The organism is Caulobacter sp. FV1ye13L (assembly GCF_058681155.1).
Map to the genome: position 1 here is coordinate 3196701 of NZ_CM178732.1, position 15432 is coordinate 3212132.

Annotated in this window: 12 protein-coding genes and 1 riboswitch; of the genes, 7 read left to right on the forward strand and 5 right to left on the reverse strand. The window is 66.9% G+C overall.

All coding sequences use genetic code 11. The features are described 5' to 3' along the window. Positions 1-55 precede the first annotated feature (55 nt). The 5 genes from ACW176_RS15545 to hflX all read left to right on the forward strand — a co-directional run bounded on the left by ACW176_RS15545 (position 56) and on the right by hflX (position 6297). Positions 56-2296: a sensor histidine kinase NtrY-like gene (locus tag ACW176_RS15545; protein WP_419317115.1), complete on the forward strand. Its 2241-nt coding sequence runs from the start codon at positions 56-58 to the stop codon at positions 2294-2296. Next, positions 2293-3681 (forward strand): nitrogen assimilation response regulator NtrX, encoded by a 1389-nt coding sequence (ntrX, locus tag ACW176_RS15550; RefSeq protein ID WP_492057405.1) that lies wholly within the window; start codon positions 2293-2295, stop codon positions 3679-3681. The genes ACW176_RS15545 and ntrX overlap by 4 nt, the downstream gene beginning before the upstream one ends. After that, complete coding sequence (locus ACW176_RS15555; protein WP_492109777.1) at positions 3682-4545, forward strand: D-amino-acid transaminase; 864 nt, start codon at positions 3682-3684, stop codon at positions 4543-4545. A gap of 157 nt (positions 4546-4702) precedes the next feature. Further along, positions 4703-4951, forward strand: a complete 249-nt coding sequence (gene hfq, locus ACW176_RS15560; protein ID WP_013079113.1) for an RNA chaperone Hfq — start codon at positions 4703-4705, stop codon at positions 4949-4951. Between the two features lie 11 nt (positions 4952-4962). Then, the gene (gene hflX / locus ACW176_RS15565; RefSeq protein WP_492057403.1) at positions 4963-6297 is read left to right on the forward strand and encodes a GTPase HflX; all 1335 of its coding nucleotides are present in this window, start codon (positions 4963-4965) and stop codon (positions 6295-6297) included. On the opposite strand, the gene mazG is transcribed toward hflX, so the two are convergent. The 4 genes from mazG to ACW176_RS15585 all read right to left on the reverse strand — a co-directional run bounded on the left by mazG (position 6294) and on the right by ACW176_RS15585 (position 10098). Next, the gene (gene mazG, locus ACW176_RS15570; protein ID WP_492109778.1) at positions 6294-7112 is read right to left on the reverse strand and encodes a nucleoside triphosphate pyrophosphohydrolase; all 819 of its coding nucleotides are present in this window, start codon (positions 7110-7112) and stop codon (positions 6294-6296) included. The genes hflX and mazG overlap by 4 nt on opposite strands. Continuing rightward, entirely contained in the window at positions 7084-8466 is a 1383-nt protein-coding gene (locus tag ACW176_RS15575) for an MFS transporter (protein WP_492109779.1), read from the reverse strand. The genes mazG and ACW176_RS15575 overlap by 29 nt, the downstream gene beginning before the upstream one ends. Before the next feature lie 81 nt (positions 8467-8547). Beyond that, positions 8548-9042: a hypothetical protein gene (locus tag ACW176_RS15580; RefSeq protein ID WP_419317103.1), complete on the reverse strand. Its 495-nt coding sequence runs from the start codon at positions 9040-9042 to the stop codon at positions 8548-8550. Positions 9043-9171: 129 nt separating this feature from the next. Beyond that, positions 9172-10098 carry a glycerophosphodiester phosphodiesterase family protein gene (locus tag ACW176_RS15585; RefSeq protein ID WP_492109780.1) on the reverse strand — a complete coding sequence of 309 codons (927 nt, stop codon included), beginning with the start codon at positions 10096-10098 and terminating at the stop codon, positions 9172-9174. Positions 10099-10256: 158 nt separating this feature from the next. After that, positions 10257-10444: riboswitch (cobalamin riboswitch) on the forward strand. Between the two features lie 139 nt (positions 10445-10583). On the opposite strand from ACW176_RS15585, the gene ACW176_RS15590 reads away from it, so the two are divergent. Together ACW176_RS15590 and ACW176_RS15595 are read left to right on the forward strand one after the other, a co-directional pair. Then, entirely contained in the window at positions 10584-12536 is a 1953-nt protein-coding gene (locus ACW176_RS15590; protein WP_492109781.1) for a TonB-dependent receptor plug domain-containing protein, read from the forward strand. Between the two features lie 78 nt (positions 12537-12614). Continuing rightward, positions 12615-14096 carry a cobyric acid synthase gene (locus ACW176_RS15595; RefSeq protein ID WP_492111949.1) on the forward strand — a complete coding sequence of 494 codons (1482 nt, stop codon included), beginning with the start codon at positions 12615-12617 and terminating at the stop codon, positions 14094-14096. Positions 14097-14153: 57 nt separating this feature from the next. On the opposite strand, the gene ACW176_RS15600 is transcribed toward ACW176_RS15595, so the two are convergent. Further along, on the reverse strand, positions 14154-15320 hold the full coding sequence (locus ACW176_RS15600; RefSeq protein ID WP_492109782.1) for a phosphatidylinositol-specific phospholipase C1-like protein: 1167 nt from the start codon (positions 15318-15320) through the stop codon (positions 14154-14156). Positions 15321-15432: the final 112 nt, after the last annotated feature.

Genomic DNA, 15432 nt, shown 5'->3' on the forward strand with positions numbered 1-15432 from the left:
CTTATTTGGCACATAGCTGTTGATTTTGGGGCACACCCACTTCTAGACTGACCGGATGGCGTCCGTCATGTCCGCATTCGGGTCCGAAAGCCCGCCGCCCCGGTTCAGCTGGGTCTGGTGGCGGGAGCGGCTGCGATCGCGCTATGTGATCGGCGGCGCCTATGCCCTGGCGGTGATCCTGACCGTCACGGGCGTGGCGCTGGCCTCGTCACCGCCTGAAAGCGGGCCGATCAGCCCCGCCAGCACCGCTATCCTGATCGTGCTGGGCTTCAATCTGGTGCTGATCCTGGCGATCGCCACCGTGGTCGGTCTGCGCCTGTTCGAGATGATCGACGCCCGGGCCAATGACGCCGGCGCGCGCCTGCATCTGCGCTTCGTGGGTCTGTTCTCGTTCGCCGCCGTGGCCCCCGCCGTGATCGTGGCGCTGTTCTTCGGCGTCCTGGTCAATCGCGGGGTCGAGGGCTGGTTCAGCCAGCGGGTCAGGACCGTGGTCGAGAACTCGGCCAAGGTGGCGCGATCCTATGTCGCCGAACAGACGAACTATATCAGCGAACATATTCGCCCGATGGCCGCCAACCTGAACGAGGCCGCGCCGGCCATCTCGCAGTCGCCGGTGGTGTTCAGCCATTTCCTGGCCGGCGAGACCGCCAACAGTGGCTTTTCCGCCGCCTATGTGCTCGACCGCGACGGGCGCATTCTGGCGCGGGCCGAGATGCCCGGCGCACCCGCCTTCCTGGCGCCGCCGCCGTCGACCTTTCAGGGCACGGATACCGGCGAAGCGATGGCGCAGCGCTTCGTGTCATCGGACCTGTTCCGCGCGCTCTATCGCCTGAAGGCGTTTCCCGACGCCTATCTCTATGTGGTTCGTCCGATCGACACGGGGATCTTGAGTCACCTGATCGAGGCTGAAGACTCGCTGATCTCCTATCGCGACGCCGAGCGGAGCCGGGGGCGGATCCAGGCCATTTTTGGCCTCAGCTATGTGGAAACCGCGCTGCTGGTGCTGGTCGCTGCGGTCTGGGTCGGCATAGCCGCCGCCAACTCGATCGCCGGCCCCGTCGCCGGACTGGTGGAAGCCGCCGGACGGGTGTCGGCGGGCGATCTGGATGCTCGGGTTGACGCTGAGGTCGGACCTGATGAGATCAGGGCATTGTCAAACGCCTTCAACATGATGACCACAGATCTTCAGGTTCAGCAGGCGGCGTTGCGAACCGCCAGTCTTGACGCCGAAACCCGACGCCAGTTCATCGAGACGGTGCTGTCAGGTGTCAGCGCCGGGGTGGTCAGCCTGGACGCCCAGGGACGGATCTCGGCCCTGAATCGTCGCGCTGTGACCCTACTCAGTCTGCAGGAAGACGCTGTCGGCCTGGACCTCATCGCGGCCGCGCCCGAGTTCGATATCGTTGTCGAGACCATCCTGGAGGGGCGGTCTGACGCCGAGGTCGAGATCGATCTGGTGCGCGACGGCGAGACCCGCCGACTGCGCGTGCGCGGCGCCGGTCATGTCGCCGAAGGGCTGGTCCTGACCTTCGACGACATCACCCGCCTGGTTGCCGCCCAGCGCAACGCCGCCTGGAAGGACGTCGCCCGGCGGATCGCCCACGAGATCAAGAACCCGCTGACCCCGATCCAGCTGTCGGCCGAACGCATCAAGCGCAAGTATCGCAAGGAGATCACCAGCGATCTGGAGACCTTCGACCGCTGCACCGAAACCATCATCCGCCAGGTGGGCGATATCGGCCGGATGGTCGACGAATTCTCGGCGTTCGCGCGGATGCCCGCGCCGCGTTTCGAGCCGGCCAACCTGACCGAGATGCTGCGCCAGGGCGTCTTCGCCCAGCGGTTCGTGGATCCCGAGATCGAGGTCGTCCTGATTGAGCCGGGCGAGGACGTACTCATCCAGTGCGACGCGCGGATGGTGGGTCAGGCCCTGACCAACATCCTCAAGAACGCCGGCGAAGCGGTCGGTGCGCGGCGACACATCACCCCTGAACCGGCCGGCAGGATCACCGCGACCCTGGTGACCGACGACCAGGGTCTTAGCGTGATCATCGAGGACAACGGCGTCGGCCTTCCGGCCCGCGATCGCGATCGCCTGACCGAGCCTTACGTAACGACCCGCGAGAAGGGCACAGGCCTTGGCCTGGCGATCGTCAAGCGGATCATGGAGGACCACGAGGGAACTCTGGTCCTGACCGATGCCCACCAAGCGCCCGGAGCCCGGGTGATCCTGAAATTTCCGACGACCGCGCGGCTGCCCGCCGCGGCCCTCGGTGGCGTTGAGGAGATGATATGAGCGCTGACGTGCTTGTTGTGGACGACGAGGCCGATATCCGCGACCTCGTGGCCGGCATCCTCGAGGACGAGGGCTATGCCGTGCGAACCGCCGCGGATTCCAATCAGGCGCTGGCGGCCCTGCGCGCCCGCAAACCAGCTCTGCTGGTGCTGGACATCTGGATGCAGGGCGGGGGCATGGACGGGCTTGAACTGCTCGACATGGTCAAGGAGCTCGACCCTGACCTGCCGGTGATCATGATCTCAGGCCACGGCAATATCGAGACCGCCGTCAGCGCCATCAAGCGCGGCGCCTACGAGTTCCTGGAAAAACCGTTCAAGTCGGATCGGCTGTTGCTGGTGGTCGAGCGTGCGCTGGAGGCGGCAGGCCTCAAGCGCGAGAACCGCAGGCTGCGCGCCCAGAGCTTCACCTCTGACGGCCTGATGGGAAAATCGGCCGCAGCCCAGGCCCTTCGCCAGATGATCGCCAAGGTGGCTCCCGCCAATAGCCGGGTGCTGGTCTCCGGACCGCCTGGTGCGGGCAAGGAGCTCGTGGCCCGCTTGATCCACGGCGCCAGCGCCCGGACCCGGCAGGAATTCGTGGCGGTCAGCGCGGCCGGCATGGCCCCCGAACGTCTCGACGTTGAGCTGTTCGGCGAGGAAGGCGAGGGCGGTCGTCCGCGCAAGATCGGCGTGTTCGAGCGGGCCCACGGCGGCACCCTCTATCTCGACGAGGTGGCCGACATGCCGCGCGAGACCCAGAGCCGCATCCTGCGGGTGCTGGTCGAGCAACGCTTCCGCCGCGTGGGCGGCGACAGCGACGTTCAGGTGGATGTCCGCGTCATTTCCTCGACCTCTCGCGACCTGCGCGACGAGATTGCGGCGGGACGGTTCCGCGAGGACCTGTTTCACCGCCTGAACGTCGTGCCCGTGCGGGTGCCAGGCCTGTCTGAGCGCCGCGAAGACATTCCGGAACTGATCAGCTTCTTCATCGACCGCATTGTCGAGGCGACCGGCCTGCCGCGTCGCCGCTTGGGCGACGACGCGCTGGCGACGCTGCAGGTGCAGACCTGGCCGGGCAATGTCCGCCAGCTCCGCAACAACGTCGAACGCATGCTGATCCTGGCGGCCGGCGAGCCCGGCGAGCTGATCACCGCCGAGATGCTGGCCGGCGCCGAGCAGCCTTCGGCCGGCCACGCCGGCGCGATCGGGGCCGAACGGATCATCGCCTTGCCGCTGCGCGAGGCGCGGGAGCTGTTCGAGCGCGAATATCTGAACGCCCAGATCCTGCGTTTTGGCGGAAACATCTCGCGTACCGCCAATTTCATCGGCATGGAGCGCTCGGCGCTGCACCGCAAGCTCAAATCCCTGGGCGTCGCTGGCGCGCGGGCGGACGAGGAAGAATAGATGTCGCGTTTTGCCTATGTGAACGGCCGCTTCGTCCGGCACGGCGAGGCTGCCGTACATATCGAGGATCGCGGCTTTCAGCTGGCCGACGGCGTCTATGAAGTCTGGGCCGTGTTCGATGGCAAGCTGGCCGACGCCCAGGGCCATTTCGCCCGGCTCTGGCGCAGCCTGGACTCCCTACGCATCGCCCATCCCATGGGGCAGGCGGCCCTGACCGTCGTGCTTCGCGAAGCGGTGCGCCGCAATATGGTGCGCAATGGCCTGGTCTATCTGCAGGTGACGCGCGGCGTCGCCCGTCGGGACCACGCCTTTCCCAATCCCGCCGTTGCGCCCTCCATGGTGGTCACGGCCAAGTCGACCGATCCTCAGTTGGCCGAGCGCAAGGCGGCGCAGGGCGCGGCGGTCATCAGCGTTCCCGAGAACCGCTGGGGCCGCTGCGACATCAAGTCGGTCGGTCTGCTGCCCAACGCCCTGGCCAAGCAGACGGCCCGTGAGCGCGGCGCGATCGAGGCCTGGTTCGTCGATGACCTTGGGCTGGTGACCGAGGGCGCGTCCTCCAACGCCTGGATCGTCGACGCCGAAGGTCATCTGCGCACGCGCGACACCCAGGCCAACATCCTGCACGGCGTGACCCGCTCCACCCTCTTCGAGGTGATCCGCGAAGCGGGCCTGCCGATCAACGAAAAGCCCTTCACCATCGCCGAGGCGCAAGGCGCGCGGGAGGCCTTCATCACAGGGGCCGGCACCCTGGTGATGCCGATCGTCAGCGTCGATGGCGTGAAGGTTGGCGATGGGGCGCCTGGCCCGGTGGCGACGCGACTTCGGAGTCTCTATATCCAGCGCGCACGCGAAAAAGCCGTCTGACGGAAAGGTCGAAAACGACTGGTCTGAAACAGCGCGAATTCGACGCAGGGCGCATTTTTCCACCGAATGGTGATCGCGTTCAGTGGAAAATGATCTAGCATGAACTTGTTTGTGTGGAGGGTGCTTTGCCCTCCGAAACAATAAGAGGGGAACCCCCATGTCTGCCGAGAAGAAACAAAACTTGCAGGACACGTTCCTGAACAGCGTGCGCAAGTCCAAGACGCCGCTCACCATTTTCCTCGTCAATGGCGTCAAGCTTCAGGGCGTTGTCAGCTGGTTCGACAACTTCTGCGTCCTGCTGCGTCGCGACGGCCAGTCGCAACTGGTCTATAAGCACGCCATCTCGACCATCATGCCGGCCCAGCCCGTCCAGCTGTACGAGCCGAGCGCCGACTCCGACGATTGAATTAGAGACGCTTGTCCAAATCCTCAAAATCCGTAGACCACGCCGCGCCGGTTCTTAAGGCGCTCGTCATCCACCCGGTGCGGCCTCTGCGAGGCCCGGCCGCCGCCCTGGCGCGTGACCCTCAGTCGCGCCTGGAGGAGGCGGTCGGCCTGGCGCTGGCCCTCGATCTGAATGTCGTCGAGACGGTGATCGCGCCCCTGCGCGTGGTCACGCCAGCGACGCTGTTCGGCAAGGGCAAGATCGAGGAGTTCGCGGCGATCTGCGAAGTCGAGAAGATCGACGTCGCGGTGTTCGACGATCAGTTGACGCCCGTGCAACAGCGCAATCTGGAGCGCGGGCTCAACGTCAAGGTCGTGGACCGGACCGGTCTGATCCTAGAGATCTTCGCCCGCCGCGCCCGCACGCGCGAAGGCAAGCTGCAGGTCGAACTGGCGCGGCTGGACTATGAACGCTCGCGCCTGGTCCGCACCTGGACCCACCTTGAGCGCCAGCGCGGCGGCACCGGCAACACCGGCGGTCCCGGCGAAACCCAGATCGAACTCGATCGGCGCCTGATCGCCGACAACATTCTCAAGCTGAAGCGCGAGCTGGAAGAGGTGCGCCGCACCCGCACCCTGCATCGCAAGGCCCGCAAGAAGGTCCCGTACCCGACCGTGGCCCTGGTGGGCTACACCAATGCCGGCAAGTCGACGCTGTTCAACCGGCTGACCCAGGCCGAAGTCCTGGCCAAGGACATGCTGTTCGCCACCCTGGATCCGACCCTGCGGACGGTGAAGCTGCCGGACGGTCGCCCCGCGATCCTGTCGGACACGGTGGGCTTCATCTCCGACCTGCCGCACGAACTGGTCGAGGCGTTCCGCGCCACGCTGGAAGAGGTTCAGGAGGCCGACGTGGTGCTGCACGTCCGCGACATCGCCAATCCCGATAGCGTGGCCCAGGCCCGCGATGTCGAGACGGTGCTGGCCGAGTTGGGCGTCACCTTCGACGAAGGCAAGACGGTGGTCGAGGTCTGGAACAAGATCGACCTCGTCCCCGAAGAGGACCGCGAGGAGGTTGAAGGCAGCGCCAGACGCAGCGAAGCCTCGGCCGTCTCGGCGGTCACGGGCGAGGGCTGTGAAGCGCTGCTCAAGCGCATCAGCGGCCTGATCGACGACTCCCCGCCCATCGCCATCCGGATCGCGGCGGGGGAGGGCGAAGCCCTGGCCTGGATCTATCGCAACGGCCGCGTGCTCAGCCGCGAGGACGAAGCGGAGGGCGGCGTGACGATCGTCGCACGCCTGGATACCCAGGCGCTGGGCCGGTTCGAGCGCCAGTTTCCCGACGCCTTCGTGATGGTCGCCGGCTAGGTCTTCTTCTCGTCCGCCTTGGCGGCGTCCCACAGCGAGTCCATCTCGGCCAGGTCCGACTGATCGGGCGTTCGCCCGTCCCTGGCCAGCGCCGCCTCGATATAGGCGAAGCGGCGGCTGAACTTGGCGTTGGTTGCGCGCAGGGCGTCTTCGGGCTCGACATCCAGCTTGCGGGCCAGGTTGGCGCAGACGAACAGCAGATCACCCAGTTCCTCGCGCGCCTTGGCCCGGTCGCCGGCCTCGATCTCGACTTCCAGTTCGGCGATCTCCTCGCGCAGCTTGTCCAGCACCTCTTTGGTCGAAGGCCAGTCGAAGCCGACGCGGGCGGCGCGCTTGGTCAGCTTCACCGCACGGGTCAGGGCGGGAAGACCCGCCGGCACGTCGTCCAGAACGCCCGTCTTGGCCTTGGCCTTGCGCTCCTGGGCTTTCAGGGCTTCCCAGCCGGCCGTCTGGGCGGCCTGGTCGTCATAGGCATGATCGCCGAACACATGCGGGTGACGGCGGATCATCTTGTCGGAGATGGCCGCGGCCACGCCGGCGAAATCGAACGCGCCCTGCTCCTGGGCCATGCGGGCATGGAAGACCACCTGCAGAAGCAGGTCTCCCAGCTCCTCTTTCAGATCCCCCAGGTCGCCGCGCTCGATGGCGTCGGCGACCTCATAGGCTTCCTCCACCGTATAGGGCGCGATGCTGGCGAAGGTCTGCTGCTGGTCCCACGGGCAACCGCCCACGGGATCGCGCAGGCGGGCCATGATCTCGATCAGGGCGAACAGCGGGTGTTCGACGTCACTCGGCGGGGGTGGCGAGGGCGGCATGCGTATCCGGTTCAGGCTCGTGGTGCGACGGCGTCGCCGCGTCCCGCGCCGCGAGCTGGCGCTGGATCTCGGCGACGCGAGTCGCGTCGAGCGGATAGCGCAGCATGACGGCGGCGACCACAAGGCCCATAGCGGCTGGAACCACGGAGTAGAGCGCGATCAGAGCCGTTTCGCCCACCGGGGTGGGCAGTTTCGGGTCGAAGCCGAACAGGGCCAGCAAGGGGAAGGCGCCGATGGCCAGGGCATGGCCCAACTTCACGGTGCCGCTGACCAGGGCATAGAGCAGCCCCGTCCGGTCGGCGCCGCTGGCCAGGCGTTCTTCGTCGCCGATGTCGGCCATCATGGACCTGACCAGCAAGGGCGCGGCGGAATAGGGCAGGCCGGCGAGGATCAGGACCAGCATGCCCGCCCACGTATTGCCGGCGGGCGTCAGCACCGCGCAGACCTGAACCACAGCATAGACAACCGACGCCACGGCCAGGGCGTGATGCTTGCCGATCCGCCGGGCCAGCATCGGCCACAGCGGCGCGCCGGCCAGGGCGGCCACGAAATAGATCAGCAGCAGAATGCCGGCCTCGGTCTTGTCGAAGCCCTTGATGCGCTCGAAGAAGAAGAAGAACAGGGCTCCGGCGATGCCCGGCGCCAGGCCCATCAGCAGGTCGGCGATCAGGAGCTTGCGGGTCGAGCTGCGCTTCAGCAGTGCGAAATACTGGGTGATGCCGGAACGATGCCGCACGACGGGCGCCTGGCGCTCGCCGACCGTGCGGGTCGCCAGCAGCACGGTCAGGGGGATCAGCAGGACGATGAACCAGCCCATCGAGCGTATGCCCGCAGCGTGATCGCCCTTGAACGCCAGGGCGATGATCGGCGGCAGGGTCAGCACCAGGATCATCCCCACCACATTGCCGGCCTGCCACCAGCCATAGACGCGCGAGCGCTGCTGATAGTCGGTCGAAAGCACGGCGGCCCAGGCGGTGTGGGACAGCGCCATCATCGAATAGCCGGCATAGACGACGATAAGGCAGAGCCAGAGATACACGGGTCCGATACCGGGCTGGGCCATGAACAGGCCGAACGCGCCCAGCATGACAAGGGGCGAGCCCGCCACCAGCCAGGGCCTGAACCGCCCCCACTGGGTTCCTGTGCGGTCCATGATGCCGCCGATGAATGGGTCGAAGACGATGTCGATCAGCCGGACAATCAGGAAGGCGGCGCCGACTACGCCCAGCGACAGGCCCAGTTCGCTGACATAGAATTCCGGCAGATAGACCACCAGCGGCAGGCCCAGCGCCGCAAGGGGCAGGCAGGGCGCGGCGAACGCCGCTAGAGACCAGGATGATGGTCGATCGGTCATTCCGCGTAATCCTCTCCCGAACACGGCGGGTTGGATCCCGCCTCTTGAACTCATTGGGCGTGGCCGCCCTTTAGGGCGGCGTTAGTGGGCGCCGAACTCATCCTTGGCCAATCGAACGGCCAGCCGGTCGAACGCCTCGTCTGCGTCGCTCCAGGTGCCATTGTACTGGGCCCAGCGAATATCGGTTTCGTACCAGCTGTAGGCCACGGGCGTGCGAGCGCCCGAAGTGGCCCGGTATTCACCACTGACCCGAGCCCCGCCGACGCCGAAGCTCTGATAGGAAAGGCCAGGCTTTGCGCTCATTTCCCGCAGGGTGGGACGATTGGGCCTGGCGTCTTCGATGACGAGGTCCAGCTCACCGCCGGCCGGATCCAGAGCGCCTGAACGATCAAGTCTCTTCTCGACCGAGCGTTTCAGTTCGCGGGTCAGATAGTCGAACTCGCGCGCATCCAGGGTCTGGGTCTTCTTGGCCAGGTCGGGTCCGATCGAGACGCGAACCGTCGCGACCTTGGGCGCCGAGAGGGCTGGGCCAGCGATCGTCGCGCCCAGGGCCAGGATCACAAGTGAGATTTTCATCGTCGGAACTCCGGATCTGATCCCCTTGCTGAAACTGTGCGGCCAACCGGACCAAAACGCCAGAGCCCGTTGAGCCCATCCCAAACGTTTGTTCGGATCCCCCCTCAAGGCCGAGGTTGCGGGTGAGGATTAGCCAAGCTTGCAGGCCGCAGGCGCGCCGACCGCCTGCGCCAGCACCGCCCTGACGACCTTGGGGGTATCGGTGGCGATCACCGCGACTCCGGCCCTGGCCAGATCGCCATACTCGCTGGGATTGCCGTCCGCCGCGTAGCGGTCGTCCGCGCGGCGGCTCGGCGCGCCGAGGGTTCCAAACATCGGCTCCACGCCGGCCTTGCGAAGGTCGGCCCACAGCGCCGGGTTCTCGGCGCGGGTTCCCGTCCAGGCCAGGATGCGATGGGCCGGCAGCCCGCCGCGGGTCAGGCTGGCCAGATGATCCAGGCCGGACACGGGCACGGAGATCATCATCTCGGGGGCCAGGGGCGCCAGGCGCAGGGCGTCCGCGTCGTTGTAGACGATCAGCACCGCCCGTCCCTGGGCGCGCGCGGCGCGGGTCTCGGCGATCACCTGCCGGGTGAGGACGTCGCCGTCCGCGCCCGAACTCTTGAAGTCCAGCGTCACGATCGCGCCGACCGCGCCCGCCGCATCAAGCGCCTCACGCAAGGTGGGGGGCGGCGCCTCCGTGACCTTGCCGGCCCCGTCGATCAGGCGCGTGGCGCGCAGCTGCGCCAGGGTGTTGTCAGTGACGCGGCCGCGGCCCGTGGTGGTGCGATCCAGAGTCTCGTCGTGCATCAGCACCAGCGCGCCGTCCCGGGTCCTGGTCACGTCGATCTCGAGGAGGGCAGGGCGGATGGCTGTGCCGGTGGCGCGAATGCCGGCCAGGGAGTTTTCCGGCGTGGTGTCGTCCAGCACCGCACGGTGGGCCGAAATCAGGACGCCTCTGTCGCGCGCGCAGTCGAAGAATGCCGCCAACGGAACCGCATCCGGGGCGCCGGGCGGCGTCGCGCAGCCGGCCAGGATCGACATCGAAACCGTCAGGCCAAGAGCCAGGAAACGCATGAAATTCACTCCGGATTGGCGAGTCGGTCAGACAAGAGCTGTCTAGCAGACTGGCCATCAGCCTGGATGACGAACGCTCGATCTGAAGACTATCGACGCCTCTCATGTCGTTTCCGACCGTCCAGAGCGCTGCATTGACGGTGTGCGGCGCAACCTATAGGGCTGCTTTTGCGTCAGGTTCCTCGCAAGAGGATGAATAGGGAACGGGGTTCAAAACCCCGGCTGCCCCCGCAACTGTAAGCGGCGAGCTTACGCGTCACATGCCACTGGGACCTCGGTCCTGGGAAGGCGACGCGCCAAGCCTAGACCCGTGAGCCAGGAGACCTGCCCGACGTAGTCGTTCATCGTCCGGCCGGGGTGCGCCGAGCGAACGGGATTTCCCGCGAAACGACATGTCAGTCAGGCCGCGTCGCGGCCTCTGGTCGTGGGCGCTGCCTGGCGTTTGGGGCTGGAGGACGTGTGCGGGTCATTCAAAGGGAAAGACCATGATCCGAGCGCTTCTGTGCTCCAGCGCAATCTCCACCATCCTGATCTCCGGGGCCGCCATGGCCGAAGAGCAAAGGGCTCCTGAAACCGACGTCGCCGGAACCATCGGGGCCACGGCCCTGGCGGGGCTGGTGGTCACCGCCACCCGGTCGGTGCAACCTATCGACAAGGTCGGCGCGTCCATCACCGTTCTGACGCCGGAAGCCATCAAGGCCAGCCAGGCCACGACGGCCGTCGAGCTTCTGGCCCAGACGCCCAGCGTCACCTTCGCCCGCAATGGCGGCCCCGGTTCGGCGACCAGCCTCTATATCCGGGGCGCGGAAACCCAGCACACCGTCGTGCTGATCGACGGGGTCAAGCTGAACGATCCGTCCTCGACCCAGGGCGGCTACAATTCCGGCAACCTGCTGGTCGGCGATGTCTCGCGCATTGAGGTTCTGCGCGGCGCCCAGTCGACCCTGTGGGGCAGCCAGGCCATCGGCGGCGTGGTCAACATGGTCACCGCCGAACCGACCGAGGCGTTTGAGAGCAATGCCAGCGCCGAGGGCGGCGCGCGCGGCACCGGCTATATCCGGGCCGGAGCCGGCGGGGTCGCCGAACGCCTGACCTGGCGGCTGGCGGGCAGCTACTACACTACCGACGGGTTCTCCTCCTACGGGCCTGGCAAGGAGAAGGACGGCTATCAAAACACCGGCCTCTCGGGGCGGGTGCGTTTTGCCTTCAGCGACGCGGTCTCGGCCGAGGTCCGCTCGGTCTATTCGCGCGGCAAGAACGACTTTGACGGCTTCAACACCGACTCCGCCGAGTTTGGCCGGACCGAGGAACTGGTGATCTATACCGGCCTGAACTTCGCCCTGCTGGACGGACGTTGGACCAATCGGATCGCCTACGGCTACACCGACACCGCGCGCGAGAACATCAATCCGGCGCGTCCCGCCGTTCCGCTGACCTTCGACGCCACCGGCCGGAACAAGCGCTGGGAGTATCAAGGCGCCTTTGCGCTCAGCGAGACCCTCACCGCCTCCTTTGGCGCCGAAAGCGAGCGGTCGCGGATGGAAACCCGTTCGCCGAGCCTGACGAAGCCCAATCCGGCCTTCCGCAACGGCCGTGTCGGCGTCGACAGCGTCTATGGCCAGCTTCAGGCCGAGGTCGTTGCGGGTCTGACCCTGACGGGTGGTCTGCGTTACGAGGACCACGACACCTATGGCCAGCACACCCTGGGCCAGGTCTCGGCCGCCTGGGCGCTGAACGAGGGCAATACCGTGCTGCGGGCCAGCTTCGGCCAGGGCTTCCGGGCCCCGGGCCTGTACGAGCTCTATAGCGAATACGGCAATCTGGACCTGAGCCCCGAAAAGTTCGACAGCTGGGACGCCGGGGTCGAGCAGCGCCTTCTGAGCGGCAAGGCCAGGGTCTCGGCCACGGTGTTCGCCCGTGAGGCCGACAACGAGATCCGCTTCTTCTCGTGCACGTTCGGCTCCACCGGCGCCCCGTGCAACCCGGGCGGCGTCTTCCGGTTCGGCTACTACAAGAACATCCAGAAGACGCAGGCCAAGGGTCTGGAACTGATCGGCCAGGTCGAGGCGACCAACCGCCTGACCCTGGCCGGCAACTACGCCTACACGGAGTCCGAAAACGCCTCGGGCGCCAATGCGGGCCGGCAGTTGACCCGCCGTCCCAAGAACCTGGCCAACCTGTCGGCGACCTATCGCTGGCCGGTCGGTCTGAACACCACCATCGCCGCGCGTCATGTCGGCAAGACGTTCAACAATGAAGCCAACACCGTCGCCGTCGCCGGCTACACGCTGATCGATCTGCGGGCATCCTATCCGATCAACGAGACGCTTGAAGTGTATGGGCGGGTCGAAAACGCGTTCGACAAGGACTACCAGACCATCCTGAACTATGGGGCGCCCGAACGCGGTGCCTTCATCGGCGTTCGCGCCAGGTTCTAGAGCCTAGCGTGGCGCGGCGGCTGTCCCCACAAGGGACGGTCGCCGCGTCCCCGTCGGACACTTTCTGGGAGAACAGACCTGGCCGCCTTGATGATTCAGGGGTGTGGATCCGATGTCGGCAAGTCCGTGCTCGTCGCGGGCCTGTGCCGGCTGTTCACCAATCGCGGCCTGAACGTTCGGCCGTTCAAGCCGCAGAACATGTCCAACAATGCCGCCGTTACGGCGGATGGCGGCGAGATCGGCCGCGCCCAGGCGCTGCAGGCGATGGCCTGCCGCACGCCGCCGACCGTCGACATGAACCCGGTGCTGCTCAAGCCCCAGAGCGATGTCGGCGCCCAGCTGGTGGTGCTGGGCAAGATGGCGGGAACCTGGCAGGCGCGCGGCTATCAAGCGCAGAAGGGCGCGCTTCTCGACACCGTTCTTGAGAGCTTCCGTCGTCTTGAGGCGCAATGCGATCTGGTGATCGTCGAGGGCGCTGGCAGCCCGGCCGAGACCAATCTCCGCGCCGGCGACATCGCCAATATGGGCTTTGCGCGCGCCGCGAACGTGCCGGTGGTTCTGGTCGGCGACATTGATCGAGGCCATGTCATCGCCGCCCTGGTGGGCGCGCACGCGGTGCTCGACGCGCAGGACCGCGCCATGATCAAGGGCTTCCTGATCAACAAGTTCAGAGGCGATCCCTCGCTGTTCGATGACGGGAAGACCGAGATCGTCAGGCGCACGGGCTGGGCCGACCTTGGCATGGCCCCCTGGCTCTCGTCCGCCCGGTCGCTGCCCGCCGAGGACGCCGTGGTCCTTGACCGGTCAAGGCCGGGCGAGGGGCGGCGTTTGAAGATCGTCGCGCCCATGCTGTCACGCATCGCCAATTTCGACGACTTCGACGCCCTGCGCGTCGAGCCGGACGTTGATTTCACCTTCATACCGCCCGGCCAGGCCCTGCCGGGCGACGCGGATCTGGTGATCGTGCCCGGCACCAAGGCGACCCTGGCGGACCTGGCCTTCCTGCGCGCCCAGGGCTGGGACATCGATCTTGCCGCCCATGTTCGGCGCGGCGGGAGGGTGCTGGGTGTCTGTGGCGGCTATCAGATGTTGGGACGGACCCTCAGCGATCCCGATGGCGTTGAAGGGCCGCCGGAGCACGTCGAGGGCCTGGGTCTTCTGGAGGTCGACACGATTCTGACCGGCGACAAGGTGCTGGCTCCCGTTTCGGGCCGGCTGGCTGGGGCAGACGGACGCTTCGAGGGCTACGAGATGCATGTTGGGCGCACGATCGGCTCAGACCGTCCGATGCTGCTGATGGATAGCGGCGCCACGGATGGCGCGGTCTCGGTCGATGGACGGATCATGGGCTGCTACGTCCATGGTCTCTTCAACCAGGGCGCGGCGCGGCGGGCCTTTCTGGAAACGCTGGGCGTGGCGTCGGATGGATTGGACCAAAGCCTTCGCGTGCACGCCGCTCTGGACGAGATCGCCGACGCTCTGGAAAGCGCCTTCGACATAGAGGCCCTGTCGGCTATCGCCGGTCTGGTTGGCTGTTGCAGGCCGGGCGCTCGCCTGTAGCCCGGCCGCGCGCAGAGAGGGCGGCCGGGCGGAAGGGGCGTCAGGTCCGGTCGCTGCTTATGGGCGAGATCCCCGCGCTGGCGCGCCCGGCAGGGCTTCCAGAGCCAGGCCGGCGCAGCGCCCGGCTGCGCGGATGGGATTGCAGACGGCCACGTCGCCGCCCGTCAGGCGCACCGTATAGCCGCCGGCAAAGCGCGGGTCGGCCCAGATATAGTCGGTCGAGACATATTGCGCGCCGCTGCTCAAGGCGGCGCGGCTCTGGCTGATGTCGTTGGTTCGCGCCGCCTGGGTGTCGGCGTCCGCGCGCGTGCGGACGATGAAGCCGGCCTTCACGGCGGCGGCAATGCGGTCCTTCTGGGCGATCGGATCATTCAGGGTCAGATAGGCCGCCGCCGGCGAAGCCTCGTCCGTGTTGACGAACATGGCCCGGCCTTCCAGCGAACGACGGGCGCCGCGATAGAACACCACCTTCTCGGGACTTTCATCCAGGGCGAAGAAGACCTTGCCGCGCGACGCGCCCAGGCTGGGCCAGCCCTGGGCCAGCACGGCCTCGCGCAGGGTGGCGTGCTGGCCACGCACCCGGTCGGGGGTGATCAGGTCGGCCTCAGCGAACACGGCGCGAACCTCGGCGTCCAGCGCGTCGAAGGCTTTTTCGTCAAAGGCCAGGGGCGTGACGCCGCCGGGAAAGCTGGCGGGGCCGTCCTTGGCATTGATCAGAATGAGGATGGGGGCGTGGTCAGGATGGGCCCCGGACCAGGCCTTTACCTGCGAGAGACAGGCCATGAAGGTCAGGCACGAGGAGCGAAAGTCGACATCTGGGATGTGCAGGACCTTGAAGCCCGGCTGGGCCAGCGCCGCTGCGTCGTCGGGCGACAGGGTCGCGCCGGTCCCCAGGGCGGTCAGGGGGCGCCCATAGCGCCCGCCTTGAGGATCAGCGACGACGTCGATCTCCAGTTGACGCGCTCCGGCGTCCAGCTGCTCGGCCAGCGGTCGGTGCGCATAGTCTATGCCCAGGGCCGCCGGGCCGCGCGCAGCGACCATGACGGCCAGCTCGTCAGCCGGGATCGCCAGCTTGTAGCTGTTGTGGGTGCCCACGGCGGTCAGGTCGTTCATCCGCAGATCGGCGTCCAGCCGCGACCGCGCGCAGGCGAGGTCGTCCTTGGGGCAGGGGGCCAGGGCAGTGGATGCGAGGCCCAGAAACAGCGCGACGACGAGATTGAGCATAGGGCCTCCAACGGTTCAGCCTCGACTAGCGGGCTGGCATGACGCTTTGACGTCAGCCGCCGACAGCTTGCGTCGCCTTGAACTGTTTGTCTGCCGCGAGCGTGTTGGCGCG